At 72.0% G+C, this 13704-nt stretch carries 13 protein-coding genes; 6 read left to right on the top strand and 7 right to left on the bottom strand.

Annotated features, from left to right (window positions below; translation table 11 throughout):
* Window positions 1–46: 46 nt before the first annotated feature.
* Together AB0L75_RS23560 and AB0L75_RS23555 are read right to left on the bottom strand one after the other, a co-directional pair.
* The gene (locus tag AB0L75_RS23560; RefSeq protein ID WP_365183964.1) at window positions 47–1192 is read right to left on the bottom strand and encodes a GGDEF domain-containing protein; all 1146 of its coding nucleotides are present in this window, start codon (window positions 1190–1192) and stop codon (window positions 47–49) included.
* Between the two features lie 81 nt (window positions 1193–1273).
* On the bottom strand, window positions 1274–2068 hold the full coding sequence (locus AB0L75_RS23555; RefSeq protein WP_365183961.1) for an enoyl-CoA hydratase-related protein: 795 nt from the start codon (window positions 2066–2068) through the stop codon (window positions 1274–1276).
* A gap of 199 nt (window positions 2069–2267) precedes the next feature.
* Here AB0L75_RS23555 and AB0L75_RS23550 point away from each other — a divergent pair, with 199 nt between their 5' ends.
* Window positions 2268–2855: a hypothetical protein gene (locus tag AB0L75_RS23550; protein ID WP_365183958.1), complete on the top strand. Its 588-nt coding sequence runs from the start codon at window positions 2268–2270 to the stop codon at window positions 2853–2855.
* An 8-nt stretch (window positions 2856–2863) separates the two neighbouring features.
* On the opposite strand, the gene AB0L75_RS23545 is transcribed toward AB0L75_RS23550, so the two are convergent.
* Together AB0L75_RS23545 and AB0L75_RS23540 are read right to left on the bottom strand one after the other, a co-directional pair.
* Window positions 2864–3973, bottom strand: coding sequence for an adenylate/guanylate cyclase domain-containing protein (locus AB0L75_RS23545; protein WP_365183957.1), 1110 nt, complete (start codon window positions 3971–3973; stop codon window positions 2864–2866).
* A gap of 299 nt (window positions 3974–4272) precedes the next feature.
* Window positions 4273–5133, bottom strand: coding sequence for a biotin--[acetyl-CoA-carboxylase] ligase (locus tag AB0L75_RS23540; protein WP_365183954.1), 861 nt, complete (start codon window positions 5131–5133; stop codon window positions 4273–4275).
* Window positions 5134–5243: 110 nt separating this feature from the next.
* On the opposite strand from AB0L75_RS23540, the gene AB0L75_RS23535 reads away from it, so the two are divergent.
* From AB0L75_RS23535 to AB0L75_RS23520, 4 genes are all read left to right on the top strand, one after another.
* On the top strand, window positions 5244–6836 hold the full coding sequence (locus tag AB0L75_RS23535; protein ID WP_365183952.1) for an acyl-CoA carboxylase subunit beta: 1593 nt from the start codon (window positions 5244–5246) through the stop codon (window positions 6834–6836).
* A gap of 10 nt (window positions 6837–6846) precedes the next feature.
* Window positions 6847–7056, top strand: coding sequence for an acyl-CoA carboxylase epsilon subunit (locus AB0L75_RS23530; RefSeq protein WP_365183949.1), 210 nt, complete (start codon window positions 6847–6849; stop codon window positions 7054–7056).
* Between the two features lie 112 nt (window positions 7057–7168).
* Window positions 7169–7297, top strand: coding sequence for a hypothetical protein (locus AB0L75_RS23525; protein ID WP_365183948.1), 129 nt, complete (start codon window positions 7169–7171; stop codon window positions 7295–7297).
* Between the two features lie 51 nt (window positions 7298–7348).
* A complete protein-coding gene (locus AB0L75_RS23520; RefSeq protein WP_365183945.1) occupies window positions 7349–7966 on the top strand; it encodes a nucleoside triphosphate pyrophosphatase in 618 nt (205 codons plus the stop codon).
* On the opposite strand, the gene AB0L75_RS23515 is transcribed toward AB0L75_RS23520, so the two are convergent.
* Window positions 7938–8528 (bottom strand): hypothetical protein, encoded by a 591-nt coding sequence (locus AB0L75_RS23515; RefSeq protein WP_365183943.1) that lies wholly within the window; start codon window positions 8526–8528, stop codon window positions 7938–7940. The two genes, AB0L75_RS23520 and AB0L75_RS23515, sit on opposite strands and share 29 nt — an antisense overlap.
* Before the next feature lie 363 nt (window positions 8529–8891).
* Between AB0L75_RS23515 and AB0L75_RS23510 the strand changes: the two genes are divergently transcribed.
* Complete coding sequence (locus AB0L75_RS23510) at window positions 8892–10664, top strand: biotin carboxylase N-terminal domain-containing protein (RefSeq protein WP_365183940.1); 1773 nt, start codon at window positions 8892–8894, stop codon at window positions 10662–10664.
* A gap of 483 nt (window positions 10665–11147) precedes the next feature.
* Here AB0L75_RS23510 and AB0L75_RS23505 read toward each other — a convergent pair whose 3' ends face one another.
* Both AB0L75_RS23505 and AB0L75_RS23500 read right to left on the bottom strand, forming a co-directional pair.
* Window positions 11148–12074, bottom strand: coding sequence for a DeoR/GlpR family DNA-binding transcription regulator (locus tag AB0L75_RS23505; RefSeq protein ID WP_365183938.1), 927 nt, complete (start codon window positions 12072–12074; stop codon window positions 11148–11150).
* Between the two features lie 166 nt (window positions 12075–12240).
* A complete protein-coding gene (locus AB0L75_RS23500; protein ID WP_365183935.1) occupies window positions 12241–13689 on the bottom strand; it encodes an NAD(P)H-quinone dehydrogenase in 1449 nt (482 codons plus the stop codon).
* Between the last annotated feature and the right edge of the window lie 15 nt (window positions 13690–13704).

The following is a 13704-nucleotide window of genomic DNA, read 5'->3' as shown; positions in this document are numbered from 1 at the left end:
TAGTGGGGAACGGGGGCGACCCTTACCGATCGATGTGGGCTTCGCCTCACGGCCGGCGCCCGCGGAACCGGCGCCGTTCGGCGGGCGCCAGATGCGGCGGCTCGTCGGCCAGCCGTACGACCGGATCCTCCGGCCCCTCCCGGCCCGCGACCACCGGCCGGCCGGCGCGCAGGGCCTTGGCCCGGTACTGGGCGGCGTCGGCGAGCCGGAACAGCCGCCGGGCGTCCCGCACCTCCCCGATCGGATCCTCGGTCGAGGCGACCCCGCACGCCACGCCCTCCCCCAGCTCCAACTCGGCCGCCCGGCGGCACAGTTCATCGGCGGCCTTGACGACGTCATCGGCGGGCGGCCCGACCGCCAGCAGACAGAACTCGTCCCCGCCGAGCCGCGCCGCCAGCGCACCCGGCACCATCGCCCCGCACAGCGAGAGCACTGAGCCGAAACGTTCCAGCAGCCGATCGCCGACGGCGTGCCCCAGGGTGTCGTTGACCCGCTTCAGCCCGTTCAGATCACAGACGACAAGGCTGACGACCACAGCCTCGGTCCGGTGCCGCTCGACGGCCTCCTCCAGGCACACGTCCACGGCGCGGCGGTTGGCGAGCCCGGTGAGCGCGTCGGTGTACGCGAGCCTGCGGGCCTCCTCCAGCCGCTCGGCCTGCGCGAGCCCGGCGGCCACGACGGCGGCCAGCACGGTGGCGAAGTCGGCGGCGGACCGGTCGAACACGGGGGCCCTGACGGCACGGGCGACATACAACTCACCCCAGGCCCTGCCGTGCAGCACCACCGGCGCGACCACACAGCACCCCCGCCCCCGGCGGCGCAGCGCGGCGACCCGGTGATGGAAATAGCCCGGGGTGCCGGCGGCGGTCCCCTCGGCCGTCTCCACCCACGCGTTGGGACCGCCCCCGCCGGCCCACCGCTCGTGCAGGAACTCGGTGATCTCCGGGAACTGGTGCACCGGGTAGGCCTCGGCCGCCGGGAACTCCTCCTCGTCCGGACGCCGATCCCCCACGTTCACGAGGACCCGCAGCCGGCCCAGCTCCCGCTCCCACACCGACAGCGCGGCGAAGCTGCCGTCCAGCGCCCGGCAGGCACCGAGCGCGGCGGCCTGCCACGAGTCCCTCGGGGTGCGTGCCGCCGCCATCCCCTGGGCCAGCGCCACAACGGCGGCGAGCCGCTTGTCCTCAGCCATTACTCCAGGTTATGGAGGATTTGGCGCATTAGGGACATTGGTGCGGCGAACAGGTGGGATGCGCCGCGCGCCGCAGCCCTTCTACTCTCCCGGCCACTCCGGCTTGCGCTTCTCGTTGAACGCGGCGACCCCCTCGGCACGGTCCCCGGAGAACGCCACCGACCGCCAGGCCGCGTCCTCGACCTCCAGCCCCGCCCGCAGATCCAGCCCCTGCCCCAGCCGCAGCGCCCGCTTGGCGGCCCGCAGCCCGACCGGCGAGTTCCCGGCGATCCGGGCGGCCAGCTCCAGCGCCTCCTCCCGGTCGCGCCCCTCGTCCACGACCTGGTCGACCAGCCCCAGCCCGGCCGCCTCCGCCGCCGCCACCCGCCGCGCCGAGAAGATCAGCTCGGCCGCGCGCGCCGCCCCGACCCGCCGCGGCAGCAGCTGGGTGCCGCCACCCCCGGGGATCACGCCGACGGACACCTCCGGCAACCCCACCACCGCCGTACGGTCGGCCACGATCAGGTCGCAGGACAGGGCCAGTTCGAAGCCGCCGCCCAGCGCGAACCCGTGCACCGCCGCGATCGTCGGCATGGGCAGCTCCAGCACCGCGGTGTACGCGCCGCGCGTCACGGGCCGCTGCCGCAGCAGATCCGCGTCACTGAAGGAGTTCCGCTCCTTCAGGTCCGCTCCCACACAGAACGCCCGTTCGTGCGACGAGGTCAGCACCACCACCCGCGCCTCCGGGTCACCGGCGAGCGCCGCGCACGCCCCCGCGACGGAGCGGGCCATCTCCGTCGAGACGGCGTTCATGGCCTTGGGCCGGTCCAGCACCAGCTCCGCGACCCGCCCGTGCCGCCGCACCAGCACGAACTCCCCGAACCGCTCCTCGCTCATGACACCCTCCGGCTCACGTGTTAACGCGGGTTAACGCACTGTCGGCCCGATCATCGCAGCCCCACCCGATCTCCGGAAACCCCGGGAGGCTACGCCCGTTCGAGTGACATCCCGCCCGTCTCACCCCACATCACCCACAGGACCGCATAGCGTGCGTCCGCCACGGCGCACCCCAGGGCACGCGGCGGGGAGGGGAACCATGTCACCGATACCTGCACAGTCCCGTACGGGAGAGGAGCCGGAAGAGCGCGACGCGACCGGCGTACGGCGCGGGCGGCACCGCAAGCCGCGCCCGCGCAAGATGCTGTTCGCCGTCGGCGGTCTCGCCCTGGCCGCGGGTGCGCTCAGCCTGGTCCGGGTCACACCGGATCCGGGAGCCGGCACCCCCGGCACAGCGGAGGCGGAGCCCCGCCTCGGCACGAACGACGGCGCCACCAACACCGCCGCCACGGTCACCACCACCCCCACCGCACTACCGTCGGCGACCTCCGCCATGGGCGGCAGAAGCCCCGCACCGACGACCACCACCCCCGCGGGACCCACCACGGCCCCGGCCGCACCTACCACCCCGCCCGGCGGAACCGCCCTCCCGACCGCTCCGGCCTCCACACCCTCGCACCCCTCGACGACGGCAGCCACCCCGGCCCCCGCCCCGACAACCGCACACCCCGCGCCGACCACTCCGGCCCCCGGCCACAGCGAGGCGCCCTCCGGCCCGGGCGGTGTGTGCGTGCCGGTCCTCGGCGTGTGCGTACACCTGCTGGGCGCCCCGAGCCACCACCGGTGACCAGGGCGCTACGGCTGCTGCCCGTCCCGGCGGGCCAGCAGCCAGGGCTCGACCACGCCGAGCCCGCGCACCGGGCGCTGCCACATCGGCTGGAGCGCGAAGCGGTACACCGGAGGCTCCTCGCCCTCCTTCTCGGCGGCCGCCGCGGCCTCGGCCGCATCCGCCTCGGAGACGGGCGCCTCACCGGTGCGGATCAGCTCCTCGGCGAAGGCGCTGTCCACCAGCACGGCGTCCCGCGGCGCTATGGACGTCAGCCGGGAGGCCAGGTTCACCGTCGTACCGAACACATCACCCATACGAGTGGTGACCGTGCCGAACGCCATGCCGACCCGCAGCTCCGGCATCGTCTCGTCGTTCGACAGCGTCTCCACCAGCCGCAGCGCGATGTCCGCGGCCGTACCCGCGTCGTCCGCCGCGTACAGCACCTCGTCACCGAGCGTCTTGATGAGCCGGCCACCGCGCGCGGCCACCAGGTCGGCAGCCGTCGTCTCGAAGGCTTCGACCAGCTCACCCAGCTCCTCTTCCTCCATCCGGCGGGTGAGCCGGGTGAACCCCACCAGGTCGGCGAAGCCGACGGCGAGCCGCCGGTCGACCATCTCCTCGTCGTCCGCCGACTGCACGACCCGCCCGGCCGAGGCGGCGAGCTGGCGGCGCCACACATAGACCAGGAACTCCTCCAGCTCGGGCAGGAGCAGCTCGACGATCGGGTACGTCACCTCGGTGCGGGTCATTCCGGGCTCGGGCGGCTCGGTCAGGCCCTCCAGGAAGGAATCCATCTGCCACTCGGCCAACCGGGCGGTGGTCTGCCCGGTGGACCGGGCCACCTGTACCGCCATCGCCTCGCTCAACAGCCCCGCCTCGACCAGACCGGCAAGGCGGCGCAGAGCCAGCACATCGGCCTCCGTCAACGCCTTGGCCTGCCCGATGTCGGCGAACCCCATGGCCCGCCAGAACCGCGACGCCAGCTCCATGGAGACCCCGGCACTGCGGGCCGCCTGGAACGGGGTGTAGCGGCGCTCGGCGCCCAGGATGAGCTGTTCGAGGCGCAGGGCCAGCGGGTCCTCGCCGGGGTCGGCGGCGTCCGCGCCCTCGCCGGAGCCCGTGTCGTCGACGGTCACGCCTGCTGCCCTTCCGATCTCCCGCGGTCAGGTACCGACCGGCCTCAACTCTACGGCAGGTGTGCGCCAGCTCACTCCGTTGGGTTTGGCCGACGGTTCACGTCCCGGTACCGGTTGCGCTGACCGGTGTTGTTGCCGGCCACCCCGGGGGCTGCGCCCCGGACCCCGCATCGGGGCATGTCCGGGGACTCCTCCGCCATTGCCGGGGTGCCGGTGCGTTGTGGCTGGTCGCGCAGTTCCCCGCGCCCCTCACGGGGCGCTGCAGTACCAGCGCCTCCAGAGCACCGGCGCCGTGCCTCCTACGCGGGCCGCAGATGCACGATGTCCCCGGCCCCCACGGGCTCCTGCACACCCGCCTCCGTGGCGATGACAAGGCGCCCGTCCCCGTCGACCGCCACCGCCTCGCCCACGATCGAACGCTCGCCCGGCAGCTCGGCCCGCACGGCGCGCCCCAGCGTCGCGCACCCCGCCGCATACGTCTCCTGCAGCCCGCTCGCCGCCGGATCGCCCTGCGCCGCCCGCCACCGCCCGTACCAGTCCTCCAGCGACCGCAGCACCGCCCGCAGCAGCGGATCACGGTCCGTGCCGACCGCCCCGGCCAGCGCCAGCGACCCCGCCTGCGGCACCGGCAGCTCATCGGCCCGCAGCGTGACGTTGATCCCGACGCCGATGACCACGCCCTCGTCCCCGGCCCGCTCCGCGAGGATCCCGCCCGCCTTGCGCTCCTCGCCACCCACGGTCACCAGCAGGTCGTTCGGCCACTTCAGGGCCATGTCCACGCCCGCCGCCCGGGACAGCCCGGTCGCCACGGCGACCCCCGTGAGCAGCGGCAGCCAGCCCCACCGGGCCACCGGAACCCCGGCGGGCCGCAGCAGCACGGAGAAGAACAGACCCGAGCGCGGCGGCGCCGTCCACCGCCGGTCCAGGCGCCCCTTGCCCTCCGTCTGCTCCTCCGCCACCAGCACGGTCCCCTCACGGGCCGTCCCGGCGACAGCCCGTGCGACGAGGTCGGAGTTGGTGGAGCCGGTGCGCTGCACCACGTCCACCTCGCGGTACAGGCTTTCCTCCCGGACCAGCGCGTGCCGCAGTGCCGCGGCGTTCAGGGGCGGGCGGTCCAGGTCGGACCAGCGGCTGTCATCTGATGCATTGTGCGGCGTCATGCAAGTCACCCTAGGTGTGGGAAACGCCGCACTGCCGACCCACAGGCCCGCCACTACTCTACGGATGAGTAACCGTCCCCCCTTTTGAGCAGGCAGGGAGCCGCATCCCGATGTCGGAGCCGGAAGAGATCGACATTCACACGACCGCGGGGAAGCTCGCGGATCTGCAGCGCCGTATCCACGAAGCGACGCACGCCGGCTCGGAACGCGCCGTCGAAAAGCAGCACGCCAAGGGCAAGCTGACGGCCCGTGAGCGCATCGAGCTGCTGCTCGACGAGGGCTCCTTCGTCGAGCTGGACGAGTTCGCCCGGCACCGGTCCACGAACTTCGGGCTGGAGAAGAACCGGCCGTACGGAGACGGCGTGGTCACCGGCTACGGCACCGTCGACGGCCGCCCCGTCGCCGTCTTCTCCCAGGACTTCACCGTCTTCGGCGGCGCCCTCGGCGAGGTCTACGGCCAGAAGATCGTCAAGGTGATGGACTTCGCGCTGAAGACCGGCTGCCCGGTCATCGGCATCAACGACTCCGGCGGCGCCCGCATCCAGGAGGGCGTCGCCTCCCTCGGCGCGTACGGCGAGATCTTCCGCCGCAACACCCACGCCTCGGGTGTGATCCCGCAGATCAGCCTGGTCGTCGGCCCGTGCGCGGGCGGCGCGGTCTACTCCCCCGCGATCACCGACTTCACGGTCATGGTCGACCAGACCTCGCACATGTTCATCACCGGCCCGGACGTCATCAAGACCGTCACCGGCGAGGACGTCGGCTTCGAGGAACTGGGCGGCGCCCGCACGCACAACGCGACCTCCGGTGTCGCCCACCACATGGCGGGGGACGAGAAGGACGCCATCGAGTACGTCAAGCAGCTGCTGTCGTACCTGCCGTCCAACAACCTCTCCGAGGCCCCGGTCTTCCCCGAGGAGGCGGACCTCGCCGTCAGCGACGAGGACCGCGAGCTGGACACCCTCGTCCCGGACAGCGCGAACCAGCCGTACGACATCCGCACGGTGCTCGAACACGTCCTGGACGACGCCGAGTTCTTCGAGACGCAGGCCCTGTTCGCGCCGAACATCGTCACCGGCTTCGGCCGGGTCGAGGGCCATCCGGTCGGCATCGTCGCCAACCAGCCGATGCAGTTCGCGGGCTGCCTGGACATCGACGCGTCCGAGAAGGGCGCCCGCTTCGTGCGCACCTGCGACGCCTTCAACATCCCGGTGCTGACCTTCGTGGACGTGCCGGGCTTCCTGCCGGGCGTCGACCAGGAGCACACCGGCATCATCCGCCGCGGCGCGAAGCTGATCTACGCCTACGCCGAGGCCACCGTCCCGCTCATCACGGTCATCACCCGCAAGGCCTTCGGCGGCGCCTACGACGTCATGGGCTCCAAGCACCTGGGCGCCGACCTGAACCTGGCCTGGCCGACCGCCCAGATCGCCGTCATGGGCGCCCAGGGCGCGGTCAACATCCTGCACCGCCGCACGATCAGCGAGGCGGAGTCCACCGGAGACGGCGAGGCCACCCGGGCCCGGCTGATCCAGGAGTACGAGGACGCCCTCCTCAACCCCTACGTCGCGGCCGAGCGCGGCTACATCGACGCGGTGATCATGCCGTCGGACACCCGCGCGCACATCGTCCGCGGCCTGCGTCAGCTGCGTACGAAGCGGGAATCCCTGCCTCCGAAGAAGCACGGCAACATCCCCCTCTAAGGAGCCCGCTGTGACGATCAGAGTCGTACGGGGCAACCCCACCCCGGAGGAGCTGGCCGCCGCCCTGGCGGTGGTCCGCGCACGCGCCGCGGCGGCAGCAGCCCAGCCGCCCGGCGCGGAGGGCCCGCGGGACGCGTGGTCCGACCCGGGCAGGATCGCCTCGGCCCACCTGCCCAAGCCGGGCCGGGCCTCCTGGACCCGCACCTATTGGCCGAGCTGAGGGAAACCAACCTCAGGGGCGCGGGGAACCGCGCACGGGAGAACAACACCGGGCGCCGTTTTGAGTACGACTACTCAGGCGCCCTCACCCGGCCTGGCCCCACGCTGGTGGCATGCTGTGGTCAGACCCCGAAGACGAGCCGCCGAAGGAACTGCGCGACGCGCAGGACATGCTTCGGCGGCTCGGCTTCTTCATGGCCGTGGCCATGATCCTGGCGATGCTGGTCATCGGCATGAGGTGAGCGAGAAGCACCTGAGGTGAGCGAGAAGCACCCCGCGACTAACCTGACCGCATGACCGCTAAGCGCCGCAGGCGACTCGTGCTCGCCTCCCAGTCCCCCGCCCGGCTCGGCCTCCTCCGCCAGGCCGGTCTCGCCCCCGAGGTGATCGTGAGCGGGGTCGACGAGGACGCCGTCACCGCGCCCACCCCGGCGGAGCTGGCGCTCGCGCTCGCCGAGGCGAAGGCCTCGGTCGTGGCGGCTAAGCCGGAGGTGCAGGGTGCCCTGGTGATCGGCTGCGACTCGGTGCTGGAGCTGGACGGGCAGGCCCTCGGCAAGCCCGCTGACGCCGAGGAGGCGACCGCCCGCTGGAAGGCCATGCGCGGGCGGGCCGGCACCCTGCAGACGGGGCACTGCATCTGGGACACGGAGGCCAAGCGGTACGTGTCCGGCACGGCCTCCACCGTCGTCCGTTTCGGTGAGCCGAGCGACGAGGAGATCGCGGCGTACGTGGCCTCCGGCGAACCGCTCTACGTCGCCGGGGCCTTCACCCTGGACGGCCGTTCGGCGCCGTTCATCGAGGGCATCGACGGGGACCACGGCAATGTGATCGGCATCAGCCTGCCCCTGATCCGCAAGCTGCTGGCCGAACTGGGCATCAGTATCACGGAGTTGTGGGCGCCGGCCGAGTGACGGACCGGGCGGACACGGAGGCCCGCAGCTCCGTGTCCCCGCTCCGCGGCTCGTCCGCACGGGGCGCCGGCACGACGGCCGTCGCCCCCGGGGCCGCCACCGGTCCGGGTTCCGCCTCGCCCTTCGGGTCGCCACCCTGCCCCGCCCCGCCGCCGGCGGCCTGCGGGCCGCCCTCGCTGTCGTACGTCATCAGGAGCAGGACGACGAGGCCGAGCACCACCATCAGGAACAGGAACGACGTCCAGCCGACCATGCTCCAGGCGAACGCGCCGAGCAGGCCGTGGACGACCGCCACGCTGATCAGCAGGACACGGCCGAAGCCCGCGGGGGCGCGGTTGCGTATCGCGACCAGGACGGCCACCAGGGCGCACAGCACGAAGTAGAGGCCGAAGACGATGCCGCCGATCTTCGACGACGTCGCCATCACGGACGGGTCGAGGCCGGCCAGGGACATCTTCTGCCGGTCCACGACCATGCCGAGGAACCAGTTCAGCGCGGCGATGAAGACCGCCTCCGCGAGGAGGACGACCGCCACGACCCATGCCACCGGTCTGCGCACCACCGGTCCCCACCCACTCTCAAGCCAGCGTCGTGTTACTCCAGGTACGTTCGAGTCATCGTGAACGCTACTAACGGGTAAACCCGGGGACAAGGGTTCGCGCACCAGCAAAGAATCATTGGGCCATTCGTAGGGACTCGACAAAGAAACCGAGTGGGCCGCAGCACGCTCTCACAGAGACCTTGGCCACATGACAGGGCTAGGGTTTCCGGGAGGAGCCCTGCGCACCGCGGTGCGACAAGGCTTTTCGCGGGCGAGCGAGCCTCGAATCACGCTCCGTGTGGGCAAGCTCACCATTGGGGACGGGTCGAAGTGCCGTGTCGGCAGTCCCTAAACTCGGCTTGTTTCAAGGAGGGAGCCTCAATCGTGCGCAAGGTGCTCATCGCCAACCGTGGCGAAATCGCTGTCCGCGTGGCCCGGGCCTGCCGGGACTCCGGGATCGCGAGCGTGGCCGTCTACGCGGACCCGGACCGGGACGCTCTGCATGTCCGCGCCGCTGATGAGGCGTTCGCCCTGGGCGGTGACACCCCGGCCACCAGCTACCTGGACATCGAGAAGGTCCTGAACGCCGCCCGCGAGTCGGGCGCGGACGCCATCCACCCCGGCTACGGCTTCCTTTCCGAGAACGCCGACTTCGCCCAGGCCGTCCTCGACGCGGGCCTGATCTGGATCGGCCCGCCCCCGCAGGCCATCCGCGACCTCGGCGACAAGGTCGCCGCCCGGCACATCGCCCAGCGCGCCGGCGCCCCCCTGGTCGCCGGCACCCCTGACCCGGTCTCCGGCGCCGAAGAGGTCGTCGCCTTCGCCGAGCAGCACGGTCTGCCCATCGCCATCAAGGCCGCCTTCGGTGGCGGCGGCCGCGGCCTCAAGGTCGCCCGCACCCTCGAAGAGGTCCCCGAGCTGTACGAGTCGGCGGTCCGCGAGGCCGTCGCCGCCTTCGGCCGCGGCGAGTGCTTCGTCGAGCGCTACCTCGACCGCCCCCGCCACGTCGAGACCCAGTGCCTGGCCGACCGGCACGGCAACGTCGTCGTCGTGTCGACGCGTGACTGCTCGCTGCAGCGCCGCCACCAGAAGCTGGTCGAGGAGGCCCCCGCGCCCTTCCTCTCCGACGCACAGGTCGCCGAGCTGTACCGCGCCTCCAAGGCCATCCTCAAGGAGGCCGGCTACGTCGGCGCGGGCACCTGCGAGTTCCTGGTCGGCCAGGACGGCACGATCTCCTTCCTGGAGGTCAACACCCGCCTCCAGGTGGAGCACCCGGTGACCGAGGAGGTCGCCGGCATCGACCTGGTACGCGAGATGTTCCGCATCGCCGACGGCGAGGAACTGGGCTACGACGACCCGCAGCTGCGCGGCCACTCCTTCGAGTTCCGCATCAACGGCGAGGACCCCGGCCGCAACTTCCTCCCCGCCCCCGGCACCGTCACCAGGTTCGACGCGCCGGCCGGCCCCGGTGTCCGGCTCGACGCCGGCGTCGAGTCCGGCAGCGTCATCGGCCCGGCCTGGGACTCCCTGCTCGCCAAGCTGATCGTCACCGGCCGCACCCGCAAGGAGGCCCTGGAGCGGGCCTCACGCGCCCTGGACGAGTTCCAGGTCGAGGGCATGGCCACCGCGATCCCCTTCCACCGCGCGGTGGTCAAGGACCCGGCCTTCGCCCCCGAACTCACCGGCAGCGAGGACCCGTTCACGGTCCACACCCGCTGGATCGAGACCGAGTTCGTCAACGAGATCAAGCCCTTCGCCGCGCCGGCCGACGCCGAGGCGGAGGAGGAGACGGGCCGTGAGACCGTCGTCGTCGAGGTCGGCGGCAAGCGTCTGGAGGTCTCCCTCCCCTCCTCCCTCGGTATGTCCCTGGCCCGCACCGGTCTCGCGGCCGGCGCCAAGCCGAAGCGCCGCGCGGCCAAGAAGTCCGGCCCCGTCGCCTCCGGCGACACCCTCGCCTCCCCGATGCAGGGCACGATCGTCAAGGTCGCCGTCGAGGAAGGCCAGGAGGTCAAGGAGGGCGACCTGGTCGTCGTCCTGGAGGCCATGAAGATGGAACAGCCCCTGAACGCCCACAAGGCGGGCACCATCAAGGGCCTGAACGCCGAGGTCGGCGCCTCCATCACCTCGGGCGCGGCGATCTGCGAGATCAAGGACTGACCGCAGAAGCCAGAGAGACGCCCGGCAGACCGCTACGGTCTGCCGGGCGTTCCGTTTTCGGTACGGGCGAGTGCGACAACGCGGCTGGGGCCCCCACGCCCTTGAGGCAGCGGGGGAGTGCGTACCAGACGCCGCGGGGCTGGGGGCACCTCCCACGCCCTTAAGGCAGTGGGGGAGGGAATGTGACGACGGGGCCCAGGTCCTGTCGTCAAACTCCCGTCGTCCGCCCGGAGGGCGGGCTCGGCGGCGTTTGGTGCGTGCGATCGCAAGGCGCCGGAGCGCCCTCGTGGCGGCGCCACGTGGGCGGTTCGGCAACGCGGCGTGGGGGTCCCCCCCGCGCGAGCGAAGCCGAGCGTGGGGGAGTGCGTACCAGACGCCGCGGGGCTGGGGGCATCTCCCACGCCCTTAAGGCAGTGGGGGAGGGAGTTTGACGACAGGGCCTAGGGGCGCCGGGCGGTATCCGGCGTGCGGCTCCGCCCGCTCTCAGCGCCGCCGTAGATCAGCGACGCGCCCCCGCTCCACTCCTGTCGGCTCCATCCCCGCCCCCGAGCGGAGCGACATGCCCCGCCTAGGCCCCGGCAGGGACGCACGCCGCGCCGGGGCCTGCTCACCCCCCGAAGGGGCCCCGTTCGCCCCGGCCACGGCGATCTGCACGCCCTGGTCGGCGAGGGCCTGCAACTCGGTGGCGGCGCGGTCGTCGTGGCCCGGGGGCTCGTCGGTGACCAGGCGGGTGATGACGTCCGTCGGCACGGTCTGGAACATCGTGTCCGTGCCGAGCTTGGTGTGGTCGGCGAGGACGACGACCTCGGCGGCGGCCTGGACGAGGGCCCGGTCGACGGAGGCCGAGAGCATGTTGGACGTGGACAGCCCGCGCTCGGCGGTGAGCCCACTCCCGGACAGGAAGGCCTTGGACACCCGCAGCCCCTGCAGGGACTGCTCCGCGCCGGAGCCGACGAGGGCGTAGTTGGAGCCGCGCAGGGTGCCGCCGGTCATCACGACCTCCACCCGGTTGGCATGGGCCAACGCCTGGGCGACCAGGAGGGAGTTGGTGACGACGGTCAGGCCGGGCACCCGCGCGAGCCGGCGGGCCAGCTCCTGCGTGGTGGTACCCGCGCCGACCACGATGGCCTCGCCCTCTTCGACGAGACCCGCGGCGAGATCGGCGATGGCCGTCTTCTCGGCGGTCGCGAGATGGGACTTCTGCGGGAAGCCCGACTCGCGCGTGAAACCGCCCGGCAGTACGGCACCGCCGTGACGGCGGTCGAGGAGTCCTTCTGCCTCCAGTGCCCGCACGTCCCGCCGTACGGTCACTTCGGAGGTCTGGACGACGCGGGCGAGTTCACGGAGCGACACGGCACCGTTCGCTCGCACCATTTCGAGGATCAATTGGCGACGTTCAGCAGCGAACACGAAACTGACAGTAACCCCAGCGACCGTCTGCTTTCAGCAGTTTGCGCCGAATAACAGAAGTTGTTCGCATGGCGGGGCGGGAAGTGGTATAGGGCTTACCCGCCCCGACTATGCCGTGTGCACACGCCGGAATCCCCCATGACCAGCGGGAAGTCGGAACCGGCCGTCAGACCTCGACGCCCGCCTTGCGGGTGTGCAGCTGCCGGGCCACCTCGGCGATCGACCCCGAAAGGGAGGGGTACACCGTGAACGCGTTCGCGATCTGTTCGACCGTCAGATTGTTGTCGACGGCGATCGAGATGGGGTGGATCAGTTCCGAGGCGCGCGGCGCCACGACCACACCGCCGACGACGATGCCCGTACCCGGCCGGCAGAAGATCTTGACGAAGCCGTCGCGGATGCCCTGCATCTTGGCGCGCGGGTTGCGGAGCAGGGGGAGCTTGACGACCCTCGCGTCGATCTTGCCCGCGTCGACGTCGGCCTGCGTGTAGCCGACCGTCGCGATCTCGGGGTCGGTGAAGACGTTCGAGGAGACCGTCTTCAGGTTCAGCGGGGCCACCGCGTCGCCGAGGAAGTGGTACATGGCGATACGTCCCTGCATGGCGGCGACGGAGGCCAGCGCGAAGACGCCGGTCACGTCACCGGCCGCGTACACGCCCGGAGCGGTCGTACGCGAGACCTTGTCGGTCCAGATGTGACCCGAGTCGCGCAGCTTGACGCCGGCCTCCTCCAGGCCGAGCCCCGCGCTGTTCGGGATGGCGCCGACGGCCATGAGGCAGTGCGAGCCGGTGATGACCCGGCCGTCGGCCAGCGTCACCTCGACCCGGTCGCCGACGCGCTTGGCGGACTGCGCACGGGAGCGGGCCATGACGTTCATGCCGCGGCGCCGGAAGACGTCCTCCAGGACGGCGGCGGCGTCGGGGTCCTCGCCCGGCAGCACGCGGTCCCGCGACGACACGAGCGTGACCTTGGACCCCAGCGCCTGATAGGCACCGGCGAACTCGGCACCGGTCACACCGGAGCCGACCACGATCAGCTCTTCCGGTAGCTCGGTGAGGTCGTAGACCTGGGTCCAGTTGAGGATGCGCTCGCCGTCGGGCTGGGCGTCCGGCAGCTCACGCGGGTGACCACCGGTCGCGATGAGGACGGCGTCGGCGGTGAGGGTCTCCTCGGTGCCGTCGGCGGCGGTGACGACGACCTTCCGGGACCCGTCGAGGCCCTGCATGCCCTCCAGCCGGCCGCGGCCGCGCATGACCCGGGCGCCGGCACGCGTGACGGAGGCGGTGATGTCGTGCGACTGGGCGAGCGCGAGCCGCTTCACACGGCGGTTCACCTTCCCCAGATCCACGCCGACCACCCGGGCGGCCTGCTCCAGCGGCGGGGTGTCGTCGGCCACGATGATGCCCAGCTCCTCGTAGGAGGAGTCGAAGGTGGTCATCACCTCGGCCGTGGCGATCAGGGTCTTCGACGGCACGCAGTCGGTCAGCACCGACGCTCCGCCCAGACCGTCGCAGTCGACGACGGTCACCTCCGCCCCGAGCTGGGCGGCCACCAGGGCCGCTTCATATCCGCCGGGTCCGCCACCGATGATCACGATCCGAGTCACGTACTCCATTGTCCCGCACGCTTC

Origin of the sequence: Streptomyces sp. NPDC052101 (genome assembly GCF_040680235.1) — a bacterium.
In the GTDB taxonomy this organism is placed as follows: domain Bacteria; phylum Actinomycetota; class Actinomycetes; order Streptomycetales; family Streptomycetaceae; genus Streptomyces.
Note: the sequence above shows the minus strand (reverse complement) of the source record. Positions and strands in the feature narration are given on the sequence as shown.

Bases quoted from the DNA above. Each gene is read 5' to 3' on its own strand.
- AB0L75_RS23560 (WP_365183964.1), bottom strand. From the start codon at position 1,192: ATGGCTGAGGACAAGCGGCTCGCCGCCGTTGTGGCGCTGGCCCAGGGG.
- AB0L75_RS23555 (WP_365183961.1), bottom strand. From the start codon at position 2,068: ATGAGCGAGGAGCGGTTCGGGGAGTTCGTGCTGGTGCGGCGGCACGGG.
- AB0L75_RS23550 (WP_365183958.1), top strand. From the start codon at position 2,268: ATGTCACCGATACCTGCACAGTCCCGTACGGGAGAGGAGCCGGAAGAG.
- AB0L75_RS23540 (WP_365183954.1), bottom strand. From the start codon at position 5,133: ATGACGCCGCACAATGCATCAGATGACAGCCGCTGGTCCGACCTGGAC.
- AB0L75_RS23535 (WP_365183952.1), top strand. From the start codon at position 5,244: ATGTCGGAGCCGGAAGAGATCGACATTCACACGACCGCGGGGAAGCTC.
- AB0L75_RS23525 (WP_365183948.1), top strand. From the start codon at position 7,169: ATGCTGTGGTCAGACCCCGAAGACGAGCCGCCGAAGGAACTGCGCGAC.
- AB0L75_RS23520 (WP_365183945.1), top strand. From the start codon at position 7,349: ATGACCGCTAAGCGCCGCAGGCGACTCGTGCTCGCCTCCCAGTCCCCC.
- AB0L75_RS23500 (WP_365183935.1), bottom strand. From the start codon at position 13,689: ATGGAGTACGTGACTCGGATCGTGATCATCGGTGGCGGACCCGGCGGA.